The sequence below is a fragment of the Burkholderia mycopellens genome (assembly GCF_964265025.1).
In the GTDB taxonomy this organism is placed as follows: domain Bacteria; phylum Pseudomonadota; class Gammaproteobacteria; order Burkholderiales; family Burkholderiaceae; genus Burkholderia.
This window is the reverse complement of sequence record NZ_OZ183803.1, coordinates 1-20,023: the sequence shown is the minus strand read 5'-3', so window position 1 is coordinate 20,023 and position 20,023 is coordinate 1. Positions and strand designations below refer to the sequence as shown.

The window sequence follows — 20,023 nt, the reverse complement described above, 5'->3', positions numbered from 1 at the left end:
TGCTGGCCCTCGTGCGCTCGATTGTTGTTCTGTGTCACCGACTGCATGAACCGCTTTCCTCCGTGATTCAGAGTGCGCTGCGCGTCCCCGTTCGAACCGGCCAGCGCATCAACTCGCCGCGCTGCGGCGAGCGCAACACAGCCTGAGTAAAAGAATGTGTCGAAACGTGACGTGCCACCTAACGCTCGAGGATCACCCCAAAGAGATAAGGGCTCATTCCATCAAATCCGGTTTCATCCACGGTCAGCACGCATTCGATACCTCGACCGAATCGCAACTGGCTCTGGCCGGGCAGTTTCTTCGTCACGGGGCGCGCATCAACATGGAGCAGACTGTCGACCTGTCGTTGGAAGCGCACATCATCGGCAGCAGCGAACAAAGCCAGAATGTCGCGTAGCCCGCTCCCGTCCTGAGCCTCCAAGGTGCTGTATCCGAGATTCAGCTGGCCGATCAACCGCCAGGCAGCGTCCCGTTGGGCAAACGGCGCACGTGCAGGGCTCGGCGCACGAATGAGTCCCGCGCTCCTTACCGGCGCACTGATCCCGACAGTCAGATCCGTCATGCCATCGGGTTCCAACAAGCTCGGCAGATCGCAGTTCGTCAACCAGGCGTCCACCGACAGATATTTCATTGGATGTGGATAGGACTGCTCATTTTTATCGACCAACGAAGCGAAAACATCCGTACCTGCGTACGTGGCACGCGCACCATAGCGACGATATGACGTCTTCGCCACTCCATGCTCGCGGCGCGTCGTGAAGTAGCGTCCGTGATTGGCTTCATCGTTCAGCAGCGCCTGGTACAGCGGCCGAAACTCGAGCGACGCCACGCCTTTGCTCACAAAACCATGCAATGCTTCTACCGCGAATACCTCGTAGTCCGAGCCGTTCTGCCTGTCGGGTCTCAGCGGAATTTCAGCACCCATGTGCGGGATCTCGGCGGGATCGGTCTTACGACGAAACAGGTTGATGACCGGTGTACAGAAGAGTACAAAGCGGGATGCGTCGACGTGCTCGACCAATGCACTGTCGAAGCGATCCAGCAGTATGACGATTTCGGCTTCACGACCGGTCACGTGTCGCAATCCCGCACTCAGGCCGGCCAGCGTGAAAAACCAGAAGCGCGCGGGACACGCCGCATATTCGTGCAGCAGGTTATGGCCGTGAAACTTCGATCGGGCCAGCGGCAGCAAACTCTCGTCGGTAGCCAGACCCGCGTGTTCGATCGCCTGATCGGAAACAATTCCGAGCGATTGATTCGGGTCAGCGAAGCGGTTCGGCACCCCAGTCACGGATACCACGGCGCCAGCGTGGATCAGTTCGAACAGCCGCGACGCGACGCGCTCGTCACCTGCCAGATACACGGGCAACTGATCCAGGCCGCGCAACTCATCGAATAGCGCTTCGCCCGTGGTACGGAGCCTGAGGCGCAGCGCACCGCGAACCGGCTTATCTGCAGCGCTATAACGCTCTATCGACGGGATGTCCGGTGGAACCCCTGTCAGCCTCGCCGAAACAATCTCCAACGGATACAACATCACATCCAGGCCGCTACGAAACGTGCAGGACGTGCGTTCGCCATCCGGCACGCGGCTCGTGAACTCCGTGCCACGCGGTACGCAAAACCCCTCGAGCAAATTGCCTTCCTGCTCATCAGGATAGAGGCGAGCTACCGCAATCGAGGGCGTCGGGGCGACGTAATTCGGATAGACAGTTTCCAGGAGCCGACTGGTCAGCAGCGGGAATTCGGCATCCAGTTTCAATTGCAGCCGAGCGGTTGTAAAACTCGCCGCCTGCACCAGACGCTCCACAAAGGGGTCGGCAATCTCACCGGCGTGCATGCCCAGCCGACGCGCAATTTTTGGATGCGCCTGAGCGAACTCTTCCATCAACTCGTTGAAATAGAGCAATTCCCGATTGTAGGCATCAAGGAGATGAGGGTTCATGGCAAGCGCAAATTCGGATTCCACACAGAGAATTCGACAGCATCGCTGTCAGCAATGCGTTGGATGCTAGCCTCAAAAACCATCTCGATAAATACCTGACAGAATTGAGAGGTCAGGCTTTGATACTGGAGCTGAGAGCCTTATTTTGAGATATGAGCCGGCATCCTGACTATTTTTAACGTGATCCACCGCTGCAATTCTGCGCTGACGCTCGTTGCTGCTATGCAGCCTCGAGTGTGCTGCATCGACGGGTTGAATCCGCAGTCAAGAGTGCCGCGTCATGCAGCGGTTTTCTTGCGAGTGCGAAGAAGAGGGCAGAGGAGGGGAATGCGCAGCGGCGCGTGCCGCTCAACCGATCCGCATCGCGCCGGCACGCTCGAACGCGTGCCGCGCCTGGATCAGCGTGGTACGCGCCGCACGCGCATCGCTTGCCACCTGCAGCAGCGGGCCGAGCTGCGACGGCTGCTTCAGCAGTTCGCGCAGGATCGGCAGGATCGCCGTACTGCCGTCGTCGCGCAAACCGGCCGTCGCCGCGCGCGGCAGCGTGCGCCACGCCGGATCGACGATCGCGCGGCACACCGCGAACGGCACGCCGCGCGCGGCCGCGAAGGCTGCCGCGATATGCGACTCCATATCGACCGCGAGCGCGCCCTTCGCGTGGTGCAGCGACGCCTTCTCCTCTTCGCTGACCACCGGGGCGCCGACGGCCGCGATCGTACCGCGCGTGACGCGCGCCCAGACGGGCGTGTCGTGCAGCGCGGCGACGAGCCGTGCGCTCCAGCCCGTATCGGTGTCGACACGACCGAACGGCCCGTCGATCGCGTTCGCGATCACGAGTGCGCCGGGCGCGAGGTCGGGCGCGAGCCCACCCGCCGTGCCGAAGCTCACGATGCCCGCGCAACCGCGTGCGGTCGCCTCGGTCAGTGCGCGTTCGAGCCGGTCGGCTCGCGCGGCAAAGACGGCTTCGACGCCTTTGCCGCGCGCGATGCGCGCCTCGAATGCCATCCCCGTCACGGCAATGACGGGCAACGTGCCGGTGGGTTGCGGCGCCACGCTTACAGCCCGAACGTCACGCGCGTCGTGTTGTCGCGCTTCAGGTTGCGATAGCGGGCGAGCGCCCACAGCGGGAAGAACTTGCGATAGCCGTGGTAGCGCAGGTAGAACACGCGCGGGAAGCCCGTCGCCGTGAAGCGCGCCTCGTCCCACAGGCCCGCTTCGTTCTGGTTGGCGATCAGGTAGTCGATGCCGCGCGCCACCGCCGGGTGGTTCACCTCGCCGGCCGCCATCAGGCCGAGCAGCGCCCACGCGGTTTGCGACGCCGTGCTCGGCGCCTGCTCGAAGCCGCGATAGTTCAGCTTGTAGCTGTCGCCGTCCTCGCCCCAGCCGCCGTCCTTGTTCTGGATCGACAGCAGCCACTGCGCGCCGCGCTTCATGCGGGGATCGTCCGGCGTCAGGCCGGCCGCGTTCAGCGCGCACAGTGCCGTCCACGTGCCGTACACGTAGTTCATCCCCCAGCGGCCGTACCAGCTGCCGTCCGGTTCCTGCTCCTTCAACATGTAGTCGAGCGCACGCCGTGCCGGCTCGCTGTTCAGCGGCGTCTCGCCGAGCTGCGACAGCATCGACAGGCAGCGGCCCGACACGTCGGCCGTCGGCGGATCGAGCAGTGCGCCGTGATCCGAGAACGGGATGTTGTTCAGGTAGTACTGCGTGTTTTCCGGTTCGAACGCGCCCCAGCCGCCGTCGCTGCTCTGCATCCCGACGACCCACTCGCGCGCACGCGCGATCGAATCGCGATAGGCGTCGTTCTGCTTGAGTTTCTGCGCGCGATCCATCGCCACCGCGACCACCGCCGTATCGTCGACGTCGGGGTAGTGTGCGTTCGCGTACTGGAATGCCCAGCCGCCGGGCCGCACGTGCGGGCGGCGCGAGATCCAGTCGCCGCGCACGTCGAGGATCTGCAGCGGGCGCAGCCACTCGAGGCCGCGGATCGCGGCGTCCTCGGCACGCGCGTCGCCCGTTTCGAGCAGCGCATGCGCGGCGAGCGACGTATCCCACACCGGCGACAGGCACGGCTGGCAATACGCTTCGTCGTCGTGCACGACGAGCAGCTTCTCGATCGACTTGCGCGCGATCGCGCGGTTCGGGTGATCTTCCGCGTAGCCGAGCACGTCGTACATCATCACCGCGTTGGCCATTGCCGGATAGATCGCGCCGAGGCCGTCCTCTCCGTTCAGGCGCTCGTCGACGAACGACACGGCCTGGCGGATCGCGCGCTCGCGCGTGTAGTTCGGGAACAGGCCGTCGACCGCGCGCAGCGCATGGTCGACCACGCGGAAGAACGCGAACCAGCCGGGGCTCTGGTGACCCTGGCGCGGCAGCAGCCCCGCGTTGACGGGCGGATCGATGAACAGTTCGTCGATGCGCACGCCGCGCGGATTCTTCGCGAGCGGGCGCTTCGCGTTCAACACGAGCAGCGGCACGATCACGGTACGTGCCCAGTACGACACCTTCGACAGATGGAACGGGAACCACTGCGGCAGCAGCATGATCTCGACCGGCATCATCGGCACCGCGCGCCACGGAATCGCACCGTACAGCGCGAGCTGGATGCGCGTGAACACGTTCGACATCTCGGCGCCGCCCATCGCGTGAATGGCACGGCGCGCACGCTGCATGTGCTCGGCGTTCTCGTCGTCGCCGATCACCTTCAGCGCGAAATACGCCTTCACGCTCGCGCTGATGTTCGGCGCGCCGTCGGTAAACAGCGGCCAGCCGCCGTCGGCCTGCTGGATGCGGCGCAGGTACTTGCCGATCTTCCGCTCGAGCTCGAGGTTCGGCGTCTCGCCGAGATAGTGGACGAGCAGCACGTATTCGGCGGGAATCGTCGAATCGGCTTCGAGTTCGTAGACCCAGTGTCCGTCCGCATTCTGCGCGGCCAGCAGCGCATCGGTCGCGCGCGAGACGGCTGTGTCGACGCCGGCCGGCACGGCGCCGGCGGACAGGGTAGCCATTTCGGTGAGATCGTTCATCGGTCCCTCTCTTATTGTGTCTGGAGCACGTCCGCGGCCATCTGGCCGGAGCGGATCGCACCCTCGATCGTGGCGGGCAAGCCGGTGGCAGTCCAGTCGCCCGCCAGCACAAGATTGGTCCAGCGCGTACGCACGGCCGGACGTTTCATTTCCTGCGACGGCACCGCCGCAAAGCCCGCGCGCGGCTCGACGACGAGCTGCCACGCGGGGATGGTTTCCGGGTTCGCGCCGGTCACGCGCGCGACGTCTTCCCAGATGCGCCGCGCGAGCGTGTCGCGTGGCGTGTCGAGCCAGCGGCCCGCGTCGCGGATCGTCGCCGCGAGCGGGCCGCCGCCGGTGCGCACCGCATCGACGACACCGTTCACGACGGACGTCTGCTGCGGATTGCCGGCCGGCGCTTCGACCGCGAAATACGCGGTCACGACCGCGCTGAACGTGTCGGGCGCGGTGAGTTCGGGCACGAGCGGCTGCGCGACCTCGGGCGGCACGGCCAGCACGACGGCGTCGCCCGGCGCGAGATCGATTCGCTCGCCGCCGACCGAGATCGCATCGACCGCATTCCCGTGCGCGCCGAATTCAAACGCATCGAGCCGCGCGTTCAGCCGGATCTGCGCGCCGCCGTGCTGCAGCATCCGCAGCGCCGGTTCGACAAAGGCGCTGCCGAGGCCGTGGCGCGCGACGAGCGGACGGCAGCCGGGGCCGCCCGCGGCAAACGTGCCGTACAGCGCCGCGCGCGCGAGTTCGGCACTCGCGTGGCGCGGCTCGACGTTCAGCACACCGAGGAAATACGGCCGCAGCCAACGTTCCCACAGCATGCCGTCGCATCGCATCGTCTGTGCGAGTGAGCGGCCCATGCGCGCGAACGCGAGCGGGGCGAGCGCGAGGTAGTCGAGCGGCGTCGTGCCCGGCGCGCGCGACGCGGCATCGAACAGCCACGACGGCCAGCGCCCGTTGCCGAAGCGCAGCGTCCAGCGCTGCTGCGACGCAACGTCGACGACCGGAAATTCAGGCAGCGCGGGCCCCGCGAGCTGGTCGGCCGCACCGATCGCACGCAGGTAGCGCTGCGTCGCGGGCTGTCCCGCGAACACCGTGTGCAGCCCGCTGTCGAGCGTCGTGTTCAGCGTCCCGTCGAACCACGAGCGGCAGCGGCCGCCCGCATGCGCGTGCGCGTCGTGCAGCACGATGCGGCGCCCGCGACGTTGCAGCTCGACCGCGGCCGACAGGCCGGCAAGGCCGGCACCGATCACGTGGACGGTCCTGGGCATCGACTCGGTCGGCTCAGAACAGCGCGTAGCGCGCGGCGATCATCAGCATGCGCGCTTTCGGCTTGCGCAGCGGTGCGCGCGGGAAGGCAAAGCCGCGTGCGATCGCGGTTTCGAGAATGCAGCGATACGCGCCCGACATGATGCGCGGCGCCTTCACCTGCGCACGCGAGCAGGTATCCATCACCGCGTCGGCCTGGCGGAAATGCTCGAGCGCGCGCTCGACGAGCGTCGCGCACACGCGCGGCAGCGCCGGATCGCGCACGATCGTCGCAGGGTCGGTGATCGCGATGCCTTCGCGCGCAAGCAGCTCGCGCGGCAGATAGCAACGGTTGATCGCGGCATCGTCGTCGATGTCGCGCAGGATGTTGGTCAGTTGCAGCGCGCGGCCCAGGTGATGCGACAGCTTGATCCCTTCGGCTTCCGGCATCCCGAAAATCCTCACCGACAGCCGGCCGGCCGCGCTCGCCACGCGATCGCAGAAGAGGTCGAGCGTCGGTTCGTCGGGCGCGCAGATGTCTTCGACCGCATCCATCGCCATCCCGTCGATCATCGCGTGGAAATCGTCGCGCTGCAGGTTGAAGGCGCGGATCTCGCGGTCGAGCGCGGCCAGGTGGCGCGGCGGCCGGCCGGCGAAGCACGCGTCGATGTCCGCGCGCCAGCGGTCGAGGCCCGCGTTGCGCTCGGCGCGCGGCAGGTCGCTGTCGGCGATGTCGTCGACCGCACGGCAAAACGCGTAGACCTGGAACATCGCATCGCGCTGCACGGCCGGCAGAATGCGCATCGCAAGATAGAAAGAACTGCCCGATGTGACGGCAGCGGCGTCGGTTTCTTGTTCGTCCACGACGGAATGGGAAACGGCCAAGGCGAGCTCCACGGAGACACCCACGCGGGGCGATTGAAGAAGCCATGCCCGGCTGGGATGGTCAGGGTGTCATGCGTGCGAGATATGCGAACGATCGACGCAGACAGGCACAAATTACCGGCCGGAAGCCGGAATTGGGCGAAAGTATAGCAATCTTTGAAGTTCGATGGCGGACACGCGCCGTGTGCGGCGGCGTGCCGGAAGCGGTTGGCCGGAAAGCACGGCCGGCCCGGGCGGAACCCGGCGCCGGCGGCGCGTCAGCCGTAAACGATGTCGCGCTGCAGGTCGAGCGCAATGAGCCCCATTTCGGAGGTGAGCTGCAGCATCGAGCGGCGTTCGAGACGCGAGCCCATGAAGCTCGTCACGCGGCCGTCAGGCTCCGCGGTGAACTGGAAGACCGCGCCGCCCGTGCCGAACCACGCGCCCGGCACATCGGGCGATTCCTGCCAGTCGATCTGCGCGAACACGCGCGCGATGCCCGCGCGCACCAGGTCGCCCGGGCCGATCGGCGGCGCGATGTCGCCCAGGTCGTCGAGCGAGTAGGGGCCGGGTTTGTCCGGCTTCCGGTAAAAGAGGTAGTCGACGTTCATGGGGTGCAACCGCAGGCAAAGCAACAAATTAGCGTGCTTCGGGATAAATTCAAATCGGATACGAACGAAATGTGGCCTGTACGAGACAAGGGGGACAGATCGAATCCGGCCCGTCTGGGCGCACGCGGGTTCGTCTAAGATGACACCTTTCGCAAAATCTGAAGACCCGGACACCATGGAGACGAACGCAAGCGCCACCCCGCAGTCCGATCATCCCGTTTTCGTGCTCGTGCACGGCGCCTGGCACGGCGCGTGGTGCTACGCGCACGTCGCGGCCGCGCTGGCCGCGCGCGGCCACCTGTCGATCACGCGTGACCTGCCCGCGCACGGCATCAATGCCCGCTTTCCCGCTTCCTACTTCGCACGCCCGCTCGACAAGGACGCGTTCGGCGCCGAGCCGTCGCCGGTCGCGAACACGACGCTCGACGACTACGCCACGCAGGTGATGCAGGCGGTCGACGACGCGTACGCGCTCGGCCACGGCAAGGTCGTGCTCGTCGGCCACAGCATGGGCGGCCTCGCGATCACGGCGGCCGCCGAACGCGCGCCGGAAAAGATCGCGAAGATCGTCTATCTCGCGGCCTTCATGCCCGCGTCGGGCGTGCCGGGCCTCGACTACGTGCGCGCACCTGAAAACAACGGTGAAATGCTCGGCCCGCTGATGCTGGCGAGCCCACGCGTCGCCGGTGCGCTGCGCATCGATCCGCGCAGCGGCGACGCCGCATATCGCGAACTCGCGAAGCGCGCGCTGTACGACGACGTGCCGCAGGCCGACTTCGAGGCCGTCGCGAACCTGATGACCTGCGACGTGCCGGCCGCGCCGTTCGCGACCGCGATCCCGACGACGGCCGCACGCTGGGGCGCGATCGACCGCCACTACATCAAGTGCCTGCAGGATCGCGTGATCCTGCCCGCGCTGCAGCAGCGCTTCATCGACGAAGCCGACGCGTTTGCGCCCGGCAACCCGACCCACGTGCACCAGCTCGACAGCAGCCATTCGCCGTTCATGTCGCAGCCGGCCGTCCTGGCCGGCGTGCTGGCCGACATCGCGAAAAGCTGAGCGCGGCACGCGCCCAGGGCATCCGCTCCGCGCGCGGCGGGGCGGATGCGCCGCCTATGCGTATGCGACCGACCGGTCGCGCCCGAGCCGCTTCGCGCGATAGAGCGCGGCATCGGCCTCGTTGACGAGCACGTCGCAGGTCGGCGCCCCCGTCCTCGCACACGCGCCGCCGACGCTCGCCGTCACCGGCACGCTGACCCCCTCGGCATCGACCGGCGTGCTGCCGATCGCATCGCGCACCTTGTCGGCCACCCGCATCGCCTCGTCGAGATTCGTGCACGGCAGCAGCAGCGCGAATTCCTCGCCGCCGAAGCGGCCGAACGTATCCTGCGCGCGCACGATCGACGCAACGCGACGCGCGGTCTCGCGCAGCACAGCATCGCCGACCGCATGCCCGAAACGGTCGTTGATCGTCTTGAAGTGGTCGAGGTCGAACAGCAGCACCGACATGTCGCCGCCGTAGCGCTGCCAGCGCGCGAATTCGTCACCGAGCCGCGCCTCGAAGAAGCGCCGGTTCGCGATGCCGGTCAGGCCGTCGCGATTCGCGTGCTCGCGCAGCTTCGCGACCGCTTCCTCGCGCTCGCGCTGCATCACGCTCACATGCGTGACGTCCGAGATCGTCACGCACACGGCCTCGACCTCGCGGCCGCGCGTGAGCGGCATGAACGTGCAGTCCTGCTGCATGTAGTCGACGCCGCCCGTGATCGGCCGATCGTGCTCGAAGCGGAACAGATAGGGCCGCTGCTCCCACGAGCTGAACGCAAAGCTGCCGAGCTGGAACACGCTCTCGAGCTTGCGCGACAGCCATGCGCGCGGCAGGTCGGGAAAGCAGTCGAACAGGTTGCGGCCGATCACGTCGGCGGCCGGGATGCCACTGTGGTCCTGCATGAAGCGATTCCACATCAGCACGGTCATCGCGCGGTCGAGCACGAACAGGCCGAAGCCCACCCGCTCGATCACGAGGTCGCTCAGCGACGGGGTGGCGGCCGTCATAGCGCGGACAGCAACGCGTCGAGCGCGTCGCCCATCAGCCGGATCGAATCCTCGGCCATCAGCATCACGAAGTGGGCCCGGAACGCGTGGTCCTCGAGCCCGAAGTTCACTTCCAGCAGCAATGCCACGCTCCATGCCAGCTCGGTCGGCTGGAATACGTCGTCGAACGACACGTTCGCGCCGAGCAGCCCCGGCGGAAAAAACACGGGCTTGCGGCCGAGCTCGTCGAGGATCGACGCGACGCACGCACCCATCAGCACGTTCGCGACGTCGAACACGACTTCGTCGGGCGTCGCCATCCCGCCGTACACGCCGTCGCCGAACGTGCGGTCGACGACCGACATGAGCCGCGCGATGCTCGCGGTGCGGCACAGCACGATCGCTTCGCCCTTGATGTCGGAACGGAAGCCCTGGCGCACGGCGGTCACGTTGTCGTGAATGCCCGTCATCTCGCGCAGCGCATCCCCCGCGTCGGTCGCTTTCACGACCCGCACGCGCGGCACCGACAGCTCGATGAAGTGCCCGAGCAACAACGCGAGCCGCGCGGCGGCGCGGCCCATTGCGAGGTTGGCGATCTCCTGCAACGCGTCGCGTTGCTCCGCCGTGAACACCGAGTCAGGCATACAACCCATACTCCTTGAGAATGGGCAGCAATGCCTCCGACGTCACGGGTTTGGCTACGAATGCGATCGCGCCCAATTCGCGCACGCGTGCTTGCGCCTGCGGCTGGATATCGGCGGATACCACGATCACGAACGTGTTCAGATCTTCGTGGCGCAGTGTCTCAAGAACCTGATATCCACTCATGTCGGGCATCGTCAGGTCCAGAAACATTACGGAAGCTTTGCCGTCACGATAGAGCGCCAAGGCCTCTCGACCATTCGCGGCATACGCGACTTCGACGTCCCAGCCTCCCGGCAGCGCCTTTGTCAGAAGTTTGCGAGCGAGCAGCGAATCGTCGGCAATTACAATCGGCAAAGGCATGGAGCGATGCGGTATACGGAATGGTCTCTCTCGCGTTAACGACCGCGCGGCGCACTTCTTTAGGCGCCATGCGTTCGGGTGCGGGCAACCGCCTTGCGGCCACGCGCGGGCGCCGCGACGCGGATGCGCGCGACGCACCGCGCGGCGAACGCCGGCGGGCGCATATATCTGTCATTGGGAAAGCAAGGCGCGATTCTCTGAGTAAAACGGAGGCGATGCAACTCGCCATTTTCACCATTTCGAACAGAATCGGTCCGAACCAGCGCCATTCCGAAAACAAGCGCGACCATTTTCGAGATAAGCACGCAAAATTTTTCCTTGTGTACGTTTGCGCTGCCGGATTCGTCGCGTTTTCAATCTGACAATTTCCCCTGTCGAAATCGACAGGATTGCGGGCGTCCGGGGCCGTGCGGCGGCCCGTCGCAACTCGTTTATGATGGCAGGCACCTCTGCCTCACCCGCCTTTTCGATGACGTCCGACCGGCCCGCCGACTCCCACGCTCCCGCCTCCCCACCCGCCGACGACTGGCAGGACGACGGCAACTATGCGTCCGGTGCGCCCGAGCACGATTTCGCGGTGCGTCGCGTGACGCTGATCGTGCTGCTCGTCGCGGCGATCGTGCTGCCTTGCATCTACGTCGTGGTGATGGCGTACAACGACCTGAAGACGCGCGAGGCCGCCGCGAGCGACGTGACGATGCGCACGGTGCGGGTGGCCGAGGAGCACGCGCTCAAGGTGTTCGACCTGAGCGAGACGCTCGATGCTCGCATCGTCGATCTCGTGCAGGACATGGACGACGCGACCGTGCGCAACCGGGAGTCCGACATCCACGAAGCGCTGAACACGATCGGCGGCGGCTATCCGCAGGTGGCCGCCGTGTCGATCTTCGGCGCGAGCGGGATGCTGCTCGCGAACAGCCTCTACTATCCGGCGCCCTATGCGTCGATCGCGAACCGCGACGACTTCGCCGGCATCCGCGACGGCAAGGTCATCGAACACATCTCGCGGCTGATGATGGGGCCGCTCAAGCTCGAGAACATTCCCGTGTTCAACACGGGCGTCGCGCGTCGCCATAGCGACGGTTCGTTCGCCGGGATGGTGTCGATCGCGCTGAAGTCGTCGTATTTCAACGCGTTCTACCGCGACCTGCTCGGCGGTGCGAGCACGCCGATGACGATGGCGCTCGCGCGCTCGGACGGCGCGGTGATCGCGTCGTATCCGCCGCCGCCGGCACTCGCGCACACCGATCGCGCCGTCACGTTCGGCGACGCGCGCAACGATCCGCGCGCCGGTGTCGTGCGCGTGCGTCACGACGGCGCGAGCAGCGAGATCGTCGCGTATCGCCAGGTCGGCAGCTATCCCGTCTACGTGACGTGTGCGTACCGCACGTCGGCGATCTGGCATGAATGGTACGAACACCTGAGCGTACTGTTCATCTCGATGTTCGCACCGTCGGTCGCGCTGTGGTCTGTGATCTGGCTATCGCTCAAGCGGCTGAAGGCGGAAGAGGAAGCGTGGGATCGCTGGCAGGCCGAAGCGTCGATGCGGCGCTCGATCGAATCGGCGTACCGGCAGTCGCGCAAGATGCAGGCGCTCGGCAACCTCGTCGGCAGCGTCGCGCACGACTTCAACAACCTGCTGATGATCATCTCGAGCAACGTGCAGATCGTGCGGCGGCGCGGGGTCCAGCATCTCGACAAGGAGCTCGGCGCGATCGAACGCGCGCTGAAGAACGGGCAGTCGCTCACGCGCCAGCTCCTCGGTGTCGCGCGCAAGCAGCCGCTGCACAACGAGACGATCGACGTCGGGCAATGGCTCGGCACGTGCCACGAATTACTGAAGACATCGCTCGGTTCGAAATCGTCGCTGGTCGTCGCGATCGAGCCCGGTGTCTGGCCGATCCGCGTCGACGTCGCGGAGCTCGAGCTCGCGGTGATCAACCTCGCGGTCAACGCGCGCGACGCGATGGCGACCGGCGGCCGCTTCACGGTCGGCGCGCGCAACGTGACGCTGCGTCGCGAGGACGGCTTTCCGCTGATCGGGGATTTCGTGCAGATCTCGCTTGACGATACGGGTTCGGGCATGGCGCCCGATGTGCTCGCGCGCGCGTTCGAACCGCTGTTCACGACGAAGGCGCAGGGGATGGGGACGGGGCTCGGGCTGCCGCAGGTGTTCGCGTTCTGCGAACGCTCGGGCGGCCTCGCGACGATCGACAGCGCGGTCGGCGCCGGCACGTCGGTGCGCCTCTACCTGCCACGCGCGCGTGCCGAGGATGTCGTCGCGCGGCCACCGGCGATCGTGCAGGACGCAGGGGCAGGCGCGCTCGCCGGCCTGCACGTGCTGCTCGTCGAGGACAACAGCGAAGTCGCGGCCGGCACCGAAGCGCTGCTGTCGCTGCTCGGGCACCGCGTGACCTACGCGCCCACCGCCGACGACGCGTTGCGCCTGATCGAAGGCGCAGCCGCGAACGACACGTTCGACCTCGTGATTTCGGATATCCACATGCCGGGCCGCCTGAACGGCATCGACCTCGCCGAAGCAGTCGAGCAGCGGCCGGAGAAACTGCCCGTGATACTCGTCACGGGTTACGCGGAGGAGCTCGACCGCACGCGCACCGTCAACGTCCGCGTGCTGTCGAAGCCGTTCGACATCGCGCTGCTCGACGAGATCCTGCTGGGCATCCGTGAAGCGCGCGATGCACGACACGCGCGGCACGCCGGCACGTGACCCGCTGCGTGCGGGCCGGCGCCGCCGGCGTGAAAGGGTGTGCCGCTCAGGCCGACTTCAGCAAGCGCACCCAGCCCGTGTAGCGATCGACGAAGCCTTGCAGGAACTTGCGGGTGTCTTCGCTGACGATCTGGCCCTGGTCGTCGATGCGCGCCGGATCGTGCTTGATGAACATCTCGGGCTGCCCGAGCGTCTTCACGTCGAGATACGCCAGCACGTTGCGCAGGTGCTGTTGCGCGAGCGCGGTGCCGGTCGCGCCCGGCGACGTGCCGAGCACCGCGCCCGGCTTGCCCGACCACGAGTTGGAACCCCACGGGCGCGAGCCCCAGTCCAGCGCATTCTTCAGCACGCCCGGAATCGAGCGGTTGTACTCGGGCGTGACGAACAACAGCGCGTCGGCGGCCTCGATCGACTGCTTGAAGCGCTTCGCGACTTCCGGGAAATCCGCGTCGTAGTCCTGGCTGTACAACGGCAGATCGCCGATCTCGACGAACTCGAACGAGAAATCGGCGGGGGCGAGCGAGATCACGGCGTGTGCGAGCGCGCGGTTCCACGACGCGCGACGCAGGCTGCCGACGACCACAGCGATGCGATAGGACATGGCATTCTCCTTCCGGTGAGTGAGGAATCGGATCGATTGCTTCTGAACGAGCGACAAAGGTCTGTTTATAGGCAAGCCAGCCCGCGAACCGCCCCACGGGGCCGTCCGGCCGACTTTCCACAAGGTTTTCCACAGAAATTGTGGATAACTCGGCCGTGATGTTCCAACGTTACAGATTGCCCGCCGCGTGCCGTCGCCGACACGCGACACAGGGTTCGGCAAGCATAGCGCAGCGTGCCGGCCGGTTTCGTGAATTCGTGACGGAACATGCATTGCAGGCCGGGACCGCGCCCAGTAAGCTGCTCGCACCGCGACGCGCCCGCTTGGGCAAGTGCGCTTGCCTCGAGACACCGCAACCCAGACATGCCGGCTGCTTACGACGACCCCGCCTATCTCACGCAACTGCGGCGCGACCTGCTGCGCTTCGCGCGACTCCAGCTCCGCGATACCGACGCGGCCGAAGACGCCGTGCAGGAAGCGCTCGCCGCCGCGTGGTCGCATGCGGGCGATTTCGCCGGACTGTCGGCACACAAGACCTGGGTGTTCGGCATCCTGCGCAACAAGCTGATCGACGTGCTGCGCGCGCGGCAGCGGACGGTCAACCTGTCCGCGCTCGATGCCGAACTCGACGGCGAATCGGTGCTCGATCGCGAACTGTTCAAGGAAAACGGGCACTGGGCCGCACATGCGAAGCCGCGACCGTGGCCGCGCCCCGAGACGCTGTTGCAGCAGCAGCAGTTCTGGACGCTGTTCCAGGCCTGCCTCGATCACCTGCCGGAGCAGATCGGGCGGGTGTTCATGATGCGCGAATTCCTCGATGTGGAAATAACGGACATCTGCAGCGAATTGACGCTGACGACAAATCATTGCAGCGTGCTGCTGTATCGGGCGCGCACGCGCCTGCGAACCTGCCTGAGCGAACAAGGACTGACGACCGAAGATGCTGCCGGGGAAATGTACTGACGTGACGCGACTGCTGTCGGATGCTCTCGATCGGCATCTGACCCTGCATGAGCGCCTGCAGGTGCGCATACACCTGCCGACATGCAGTGGCTGCAGGGCCTATCGCGGCCAGATCACGCTGCTGCGGACGGCCGCGAAAGCGGCGGCGGGGCGGGAGCCTGCCCCGGATGATGACGGCGGGTCGTCCGGGAAAGGCTAGGCCGGATCGCGTGATGGCGATCGTTAGGGCGGTGGCGGGTGGGTGGTGGCGTGCTGCCCGGCGATCGTGCGGGCTTCGATTGCCGGCGCTTGGGCTAATGCTTGCGCCGGGCTGACGCAATCAGAAAAATACGGTGGGCAAGAATTATTCGAACAGTCCCCGCACCGATTCGGGCGGCCGGCCGATGGCAGCCTTGCCGCGATAAACGACGATGGGCCGCTGCAGCAGGATCGGATGAGCGGCAATTGCCGCATAGGCTTCCGCATCGGTCAGATCGGCGCGAGCAAGATTCAGCTCCTTGTACGGCTCCTCACCGTCGCGCAGCATGTCGCGAACCGGACGGCCAAGCTGCCGATGCAGCGCTTCCAGTTCCTCGACCGTCGGCGGCGTCTTCAGATACTCGACGACATTCAACGGCGCACCGGTGGTATTCAGCGACTCGACCAACGCAAGCGTCTCGCGCGACTTCGAGCATCGGGGGTTGTGGTAGATCGTGATCATCATTCAGGCCTGGAAGGTAGAGCCCTGTATTGTAGCTAGTCTGCATCGGGGGCTCGGTGGAGCGGTGGACGTGGGATCTCGGGTGCGGATTCGCTGCTTCGTAGAGGCAGGTGGATGAAGCCGTGCGACGGCCCGCGAGTGGGGAGTACGGCTCGGGATGCGCTTCAATGAATTGGTGGGTTTATGCGCATAAAAGCGAGCGGGACTCTATCGCGGGGGATGAATAAAGGTCCCGCGCGCCTGATCAATACGAAAAGGGGCGATCTGCAAAGGGTGTAGCCGGTAGCGTCGCAGGCCGGTGTTTATGCGCATAAAGCGGGCGATTGCCGGGTAGGGTACCTCGCGATCCACTGCGTGGTGAGTACTGAAATTTCGGCGCGTCGGTGTGCTGCCTGCTCGGTGTGCTGCCTGCTCGGTGTGCTGCCTGCTCGGTGTGCTGCCTGCTCGGTGTGCTGCCTGCTCGGTGTGCTGCCTGCTCGGTGTGCTGCCTGCTCGGTGTGCTGCCTGCTCGGTGTGCTGCCTGCTCGGTGTGATGCCTGCTCGGTGTGAATGCGGCGTCGGTATGCTGCCTCGCAAGTAGGTCGTCGCGCGCTGGATTCCGGCGCGGTCGGAATGTGAGCCTTCGTCGCTCGCCGTCTACGCTCGCGGTTTATGCGCATAAACGTAGCGCTCGGATAGCGTATCGTGTCGACGTCCGCTGGCTCAGTGGCATGCCTCGACGCTGCATACCCAGCCAGGCGCACCACTCACAACCCTCGCTCAGAAGTACCGACCCTCCCCGCGCACAATCTAGCGCCCCGGTTTTCGCGGAGTTTATGCGCACAAACTCTCCAGCTCTCAGGCAAGACGCCTCCATCCGAGAGAAAGGGCAGTGCCCCGGGATCCCGCGGCAACTCGCTACGCCACGCGTGATGACTCAACCACCGCGGTCACTCATCGACGTCTCAGGCATCCGCCACGCCATCCAATCGAGCCACAAGCCATCGTCGCTTCGTTTATGCGCATAAACCGATAGCCCGAATGGCTAATGTGTCGTTGCAGAACGACAATTTCATTGAAATTCAAATATCGTCCTGTAGAATTCCAACGACCAAAATAGGAGTGAAAATTGGCCGCGGAAATCATTGCAGTCACTCAACAAAAAGGTGGCGTCGGCAAAAGCACGATTGCCATGCACCTCGGTGCCGCGTTCCATGAAAAAGGGAAGCGCGTCCTCGTCATCGACGCAGACCGTCAAAACACACTGGTTCACTGGTCAAGCGCATCCGGCGACAGCGACACCGGCATTCCGTTTCCGGTGGTCAACCTGGCCGAAGCCGATGGCCAAATCCATCGCGAGATCAAGAAGTTCATCAACGACTACGACATCATCGTCGTAGACTGCCCGCCGTCGATTACCGAGAAGGTATCGGGCGTGGTCCTGCTGGCCGCATCGATTGCCGTGATTCCGACATCGTCGTCGCCGGCCGATTACTGGTCGAGTGTCGGGCTGGTCAAACTGATCCAGCAGGCGCAGGTCATGAACGAAGACCTCCGCGCCGTCTTCCTGCTGAACAAGACCGAAGAGAAACGCATGCTGACCCGCGAGCTCAAGCGCGCGCTCGAGGAACTCGGCTTCCCGTTGCTGAAGACGCAAATCCCGACCCGGGAGGCGTACAAACAGGCGATGGCGCTCGGTCAGACCGTGCTGCAGATGAACGATCGTGGCGGCAAGCTGGCCGCCTCAGAAATTCGCGCATGCGCCGACGAAATCGTCGCCATGCTGCCCTGACTTTATGCGCACAAAGGAGTCACATGAAACCCTCCCAATTTGCCAAAGGATTCCAAGCGCGCCCGGATATCACGACGAGCGAGAAGCGCACGGCGCTCGATCGACTCAATGCGATCGACGGCATCGTCAAGTCCGAGACGCCCACTCCGGCACCGACCCGATCCGCGAAAAAAGACATCGCGCCGCCGCCCGCTCCCGAGCTCACGCTCGATCCGTCGATCGATGAATCGGCACAATATCGCGCGTGGCGTCTCGAGAACCGCTATGCGCCGGGGCAGGTGATCGAACTGCCGCTGAAGGCAATCAAGCATAGTCCGTTCAATCCGCGGCACTTCTATCTGAAATCATCGATTGCCGAACTCGCGGTCAACCTCGCGAAGCAAGGGCAGCAGCAGGCGATCCACGTGATTCCGGACTACGAGAACCCGGGCACGTATTTCGTCAGCGACGGCGGCCGCCGCGTGCGGGCACTGAAGGAAGCGAACAAGGAATCGGTCAAGGCGATCGTGATCGACGTGCCGATCGGCATCCAGAGCTACAAGCTCGGCTACGATCTCAACGTCCAGCGCGATTCGCAAACGGTGTTCGACAACGCCGTCGTGTGGCGCCGCTTCCTCGACGACAAGCATTTCCAGAGCCAGAAGGAGCTCTCCGAGCACCTCGGCCTCGATGAATCGACGGTAGCCGTCGCGCTGTCGATCGGCAAGCTGCCGGAAGCGATCATGCAGGAAATGGTCGCGCGCCCTGATCGCTTCGGTTCGAACATGGCGTATCAGGTCGGCCGCTATCACAATGCGCGCGGCACCGAGGCCACGCTGCGGTTGATCAACAAGATCGTGTCGGACGATCTCAGCACGCGCCAGGTGTCGGACATCGTCAAGGGCCGCGTCGCGGCGCAGGAAACGCCGAAGGCTGCAGGCCGTCAGCGTTATGCGCAGCGTCACGAGATCAAGCTCGGCGGCAAGTCGGTCGGCGACCTGAAGTCGTATGGCGAAGATCGCATCGAATTGCGCCTGCGCGGTCTCCCCAAGGACAAGCGCGACGCGATCCTCGAGCAGCTCGAGCGGATGCTGTTGTCGGAGTGATGGAAACGGCCGGCAGGGCCGGTGAGGACACCGGGCCCGCCAACTGAAGGCGGGGCCGGCGGCGGCCCGTCAGCGGGCCTCAGGCGGCCCGCGACTGGTTCAGCGTGAACGACAGCAAGTCGCCGTCCGTCGGCTCGCCCCAGGTCCTCTGGGCCAGCCAGTCGAAAAAGGCCGTCTCGGCCAGCTTGGAATCGAGGCCGCGCTTGCGCCAGTCATCGCGCAGATGCGTGCCCATCGTCGGCAGCGCCTCCGATTCGAACGACTCGCGCGCCACTTCGCGCTCGGCGTCGCCCTGCTCTTCGTACAGCACCTTTGCTTCCTTGCGGCGGAACGCCGCGAACTCGCTCAGCAGGCGTGCCTTCAGATCGTCCGGTTGGGCCGCTGCAATCTTCGGGGACGGCGTGCCGGCAGGCAGCGCGTCGACCGACTCGACCGGCGGCGCATAACCCTTCTTCAGCGCATCCTTGAACAACGCCGGCGCGCTGCGCACCGGCGGCAGCGTCGTGCTGCGCATCCGCTGCTCAGTCATCTGCAGCGCGGCACGAATGCGGTTCTCCTCGCTATCCGCATAGAGCGTCTGCGCTTCCTTCAGCGGGATCCCGAGCTTCACCATCCGGTCGACCAGCGTGCTGTCGAACACGTTCGGGTGTTCGTCGAGCGCGAGCATCGGCTGCTTGCGTTCGGTCACGCGGAACTGGATCTCCGCGACCCGGCGCCCTTCACGGTGCTCGATCAGCTCGACGAAGATGTTGGTAACCGCGTTGACTTCCGCGATCGCGGGGCGCAGATAGTCGCGCTTGAAGTACTTGTACTCGCGCTTTGCCTCGTCGCCGGCTTCCGTATCGGGCGTGCCCGACAGGATCGGCCGCCACCACTCCCACGGCTCGCGCATCGTCAGGTGGCTCGGGTTCGTCAGGTAGCGCACGCAGATCTCGTACAGCGCGAGGCCGGCGCTGCTACGCAGCTGGCTCTGGAACTGCAGGCTCAGGCGCGCATACTGAACCGGGTCGAGCAGTTTCTTCTTGATCTTCGGCGCGAACGAGAATTCGACCCACACGCGGCGGGTTGCCGGATCCTCGAGAATTTCCGCGTCCGCGATCAGCGTCGAGATCCCCCACTTGCGGCCCGGCTTCTGGCTCGAGGTCCCCGTGCTCCATTCGACCTGCACCGACACCATGCGGCGCAGGTGTTCCTTCACCAGCGCGGTGTCGTTCGAATCGAAAGCGGAGTTGGCGACGATGTCCGACAGCAGTGCGCGATACGTATCGCCCGAGTCGTCGGCCTGCTGCGCCACGGCCAGCAGGACATTGAACAGCTTGCGAGTGAGGAGCGTGATCTTGCCGCTCTTCGGCTGAATCGCGATCGCCTCGACGGCCTTCCGCAATTCGGCTGAACTGGCACTCACCACATCCACATCGGTTTTCTTGGCGCGCTTCGTCGTGGCCAT

General features: G+C 65.3%; 18 protein-coding genes and 1 pseudogene. 7 read left to right on the top strand and 12 right to left on the bottom strand.

The window, feature by feature from the left end; genetic code table 11:
* Positions 1-67 precede the first annotated feature (67 nt).
* The 6 genes and pseudogenes from tssF to ACPTTC_RS18395 all read right to left on the bottom strand — a co-directional run bounded on the left by tssF (position 68) and on the right by ACPTTC_RS18395 (position 7,691).
* Positions 68-1,945: pseudogene (gene tssF / locus ACPTTC_RS18420) on the bottom strand (type VI secretion system baseplate subunit TssF).
* Positions 1,946-2,293: 348 nt separating this feature from the next.
* Positions 2,294-2,950, bottom strand: a complete 657-nt coding sequence (locus ACPTTC_RS18415) for a phosphorylase (protein ID WP_423395679.1) — start codon at positions 2,948-2,950, stop codon at positions 2,294-2,296.
* Positions 2,951-3,000: 50 nt separating this feature from the next.
* Positions 3,001-4,974: a squalene--hopene cyclase gene (shc, locus tag ACPTTC_RS18410; RefSeq protein WP_423393390.1), complete on the bottom strand. Its 1,974-nt coding sequence runs from the start codon at positions 4,972-4,974 to the stop codon at positions 3,001-3,003.
* A gap of 11 nt (positions 4,975-4,985) precedes the next feature.
* Complete coding sequence (hpnE, locus tag ACPTTC_RS18405) at positions 4,986-6,239, bottom strand: hydroxysqualene dehydroxylase HpnE (RefSeq protein WP_423393389.1); 1,254 nt, start codon at positions 6,237-6,239, stop codon at positions 4,986-4,988.
* Positions 6,240-6,252: 13 nt separating this feature from the next.
* Complete coding sequence (hpnD, locus tag ACPTTC_RS18400; RefSeq protein WP_423393388.1) at positions 6,253-7,101, bottom strand: presqualene diphosphate synthase HpnD; 849 nt, start codon at positions 7,099-7,101, stop codon at positions 6,253-6,255.
* A 257-nt stretch (positions 7,102-7,358) separates the two neighbouring features.
* Complete coding sequence (locus tag ACPTTC_RS18395; protein WP_175952777.1) at positions 7,359-7,691, bottom strand: hypothetical protein; 333 nt, start codon at positions 7,689-7,691, stop codon at positions 7,359-7,361.
* 175 nt (positions 7,692-7,866) lie between these two features.
* Here ACPTTC_RS18395 and ACPTTC_RS18390 point away from each other — a divergent pair, with 175 nt between their 5' ends.
* On the top strand, positions 7,867-8,751 hold the full coding sequence (locus tag ACPTTC_RS18390) for an alpha/beta fold hydrolase (RefSeq protein ID WP_423393387.1): 885 nt from the start codon (positions 7,867-7,869) through the stop codon (positions 8,749-8,751).
* 54 nt (positions 8,752-8,805) lie between these two features.
* On the opposite strand, the gene ACPTTC_RS18385 is transcribed toward ACPTTC_RS18390, so the two are convergent.
* Genes ACPTTC_RS18385 through ACPTTC_RS18375 form a run of 3 tightly spaced genes read right to left on the bottom strand, consistent with a single transcriptional unit; the run spans position 8,806 to position 10,728 of the window.
* Positions 8,806-9,744, bottom strand: a complete 939-nt coding sequence (locus ACPTTC_RS18385) for a GGDEF domain-containing protein (RefSeq protein WP_226197181.1) — start codon at positions 9,742-9,744, stop codon at positions 8,806-8,808.
* On the bottom strand, positions 9,741-10,367 hold the full coding sequence (locus ACPTTC_RS18380) for a chemotaxis protein CheC (protein ID WP_039344650.1): 627 nt from the start codon (positions 10,365-10,367) through the stop codon (positions 9,741-9,743). Before ACPTTC_RS18380 ends, ACPTTC_RS18385 begins: the two co-directional genes overlap by 4 nt.
* Positions 10,360-10,728, bottom strand: a complete 369-nt coding sequence (locus ACPTTC_RS18375; RefSeq protein ID WP_039344648.1) for a response regulator — start codon at positions 10,726-10,728, stop codon at positions 10,360-10,362. Before ACPTTC_RS18375 ends, ACPTTC_RS18380 begins: the two co-directional genes overlap by 8 nt.
* A 20-nt stretch (positions 10,729-10,748) precedes the next feature.
* On the opposite strand from ACPTTC_RS18375, the gene ACPTTC_RS18370 reads away from it, so the two are divergent.
* The gene (locus ACPTTC_RS18370; RefSeq protein ID WP_226197180.1) at positions 10,749-11,090 is read left to right on the top strand and encodes a hypothetical protein; all 342 of its coding nucleotides are present in this window, start codon (positions 10,749-10,751) and stop codon (positions 11,088-11,090) included.
* Positions 11,091-11,197: 107 nt separating this feature from the next.
* Positions 11,198-13,456 carry a response regulator gene (locus tag ACPTTC_RS18365; RefSeq protein WP_423393386.1) on the top strand — a complete coding sequence of 753 codons (2,259 nt, stop codon included), beginning with the start codon at positions 11,198-11,200 and terminating at the stop codon, positions 13,454-13,456.
* 46 nt (positions 13,457-13,502) lie between these two features.
* On the opposite strand, the gene ACPTTC_RS18360 is transcribed toward ACPTTC_RS18365, so the two are convergent.
* The gene (locus ACPTTC_RS18360; RefSeq protein ID WP_423393385.1) at positions 13,503-14,057 is read right to left on the bottom strand and encodes an NADPH-dependent FMN reductase; all 555 of its coding nucleotides are present in this window, start codon (positions 14,055-14,057) and stop codon (positions 13,503-13,505) included.
* Between the two features lie 363 nt (positions 14,058-14,420).
* Here ACPTTC_RS18360 and ACPTTC_RS18355 point away from each other — a divergent pair, with 363 nt between their 5' ends.
* Positions 14,421-15,020, top strand: coding sequence for an RNA polymerase factor sigma-70 (locus tag ACPTTC_RS18355; RefSeq protein ID WP_423393384.1), 600 nt, complete (start codon positions 14,421-14,423; stop codon positions 15,018-15,020).
* Complete coding sequence (locus ACPTTC_RS18350; protein WP_423393383.1) at positions 14,998-15,219, top strand: anti-sigma factor family protein; 222 nt, start codon at positions 14,998-15,000, stop codon at positions 15,217-15,219. Before ACPTTC_RS18355 ends, ACPTTC_RS18350 begins: the two co-directional genes overlap by 23 nt.
* Positions 15,220-15,363: 144 nt before the next feature.
* Here the strand turns inward: ACPTTC_RS18350 and arsC are convergent, their stop codons facing one another.
* Positions 15,364-15,723: an arsenate reductase (glutaredoxin) gene (gene arsC, locus ACPTTC_RS18345; RefSeq protein ID WP_423393382.1), complete on the bottom strand. Its 360-nt coding sequence runs from the start codon at positions 15,721-15,723 to the stop codon at positions 15,364-15,366.
* A 1,105-nt stretch (positions 15,724-16,828) separates the two neighbouring features.
* On the opposite strand from arsC, the gene parA reads away from it, so the two are divergent.
* Positions 16,829-17,491: a ParA family partition ATPase gene (gene parA / locus ACPTTC_RS18340; RefSeq protein ID WP_175952785.1), complete on the top strand. Its 663-nt coding sequence runs from the start codon at positions 16,829-16,831 to the stop codon at positions 17,489-17,491.
* 23 nt (positions 17,492-17,514) lie between these two features.
* The gene (locus tag ACPTTC_RS18335) at positions 17,515-18,576 is read left to right on the top strand and encodes a ParB/RepB/Spo0J family partition protein (RefSeq protein WP_423393381.1); all 1,062 of its coding nucleotides are present in this window, start codon (positions 17,515-17,517) and stop codon (positions 18,574-18,576) included.
* Positions 18,577-18,655: 79 nt separating this feature from the next.
* On the opposite strand, the gene ACPTTC_RS18330 is transcribed toward ACPTTC_RS18335, so the two are convergent.
* A complete protein-coding gene (locus ACPTTC_RS18330; protein ID WP_011353619.1) occupies positions 18,656-20,023 on the bottom strand; it encodes a replication initiation protein in 1,368 nt (455 codons plus the stop codon).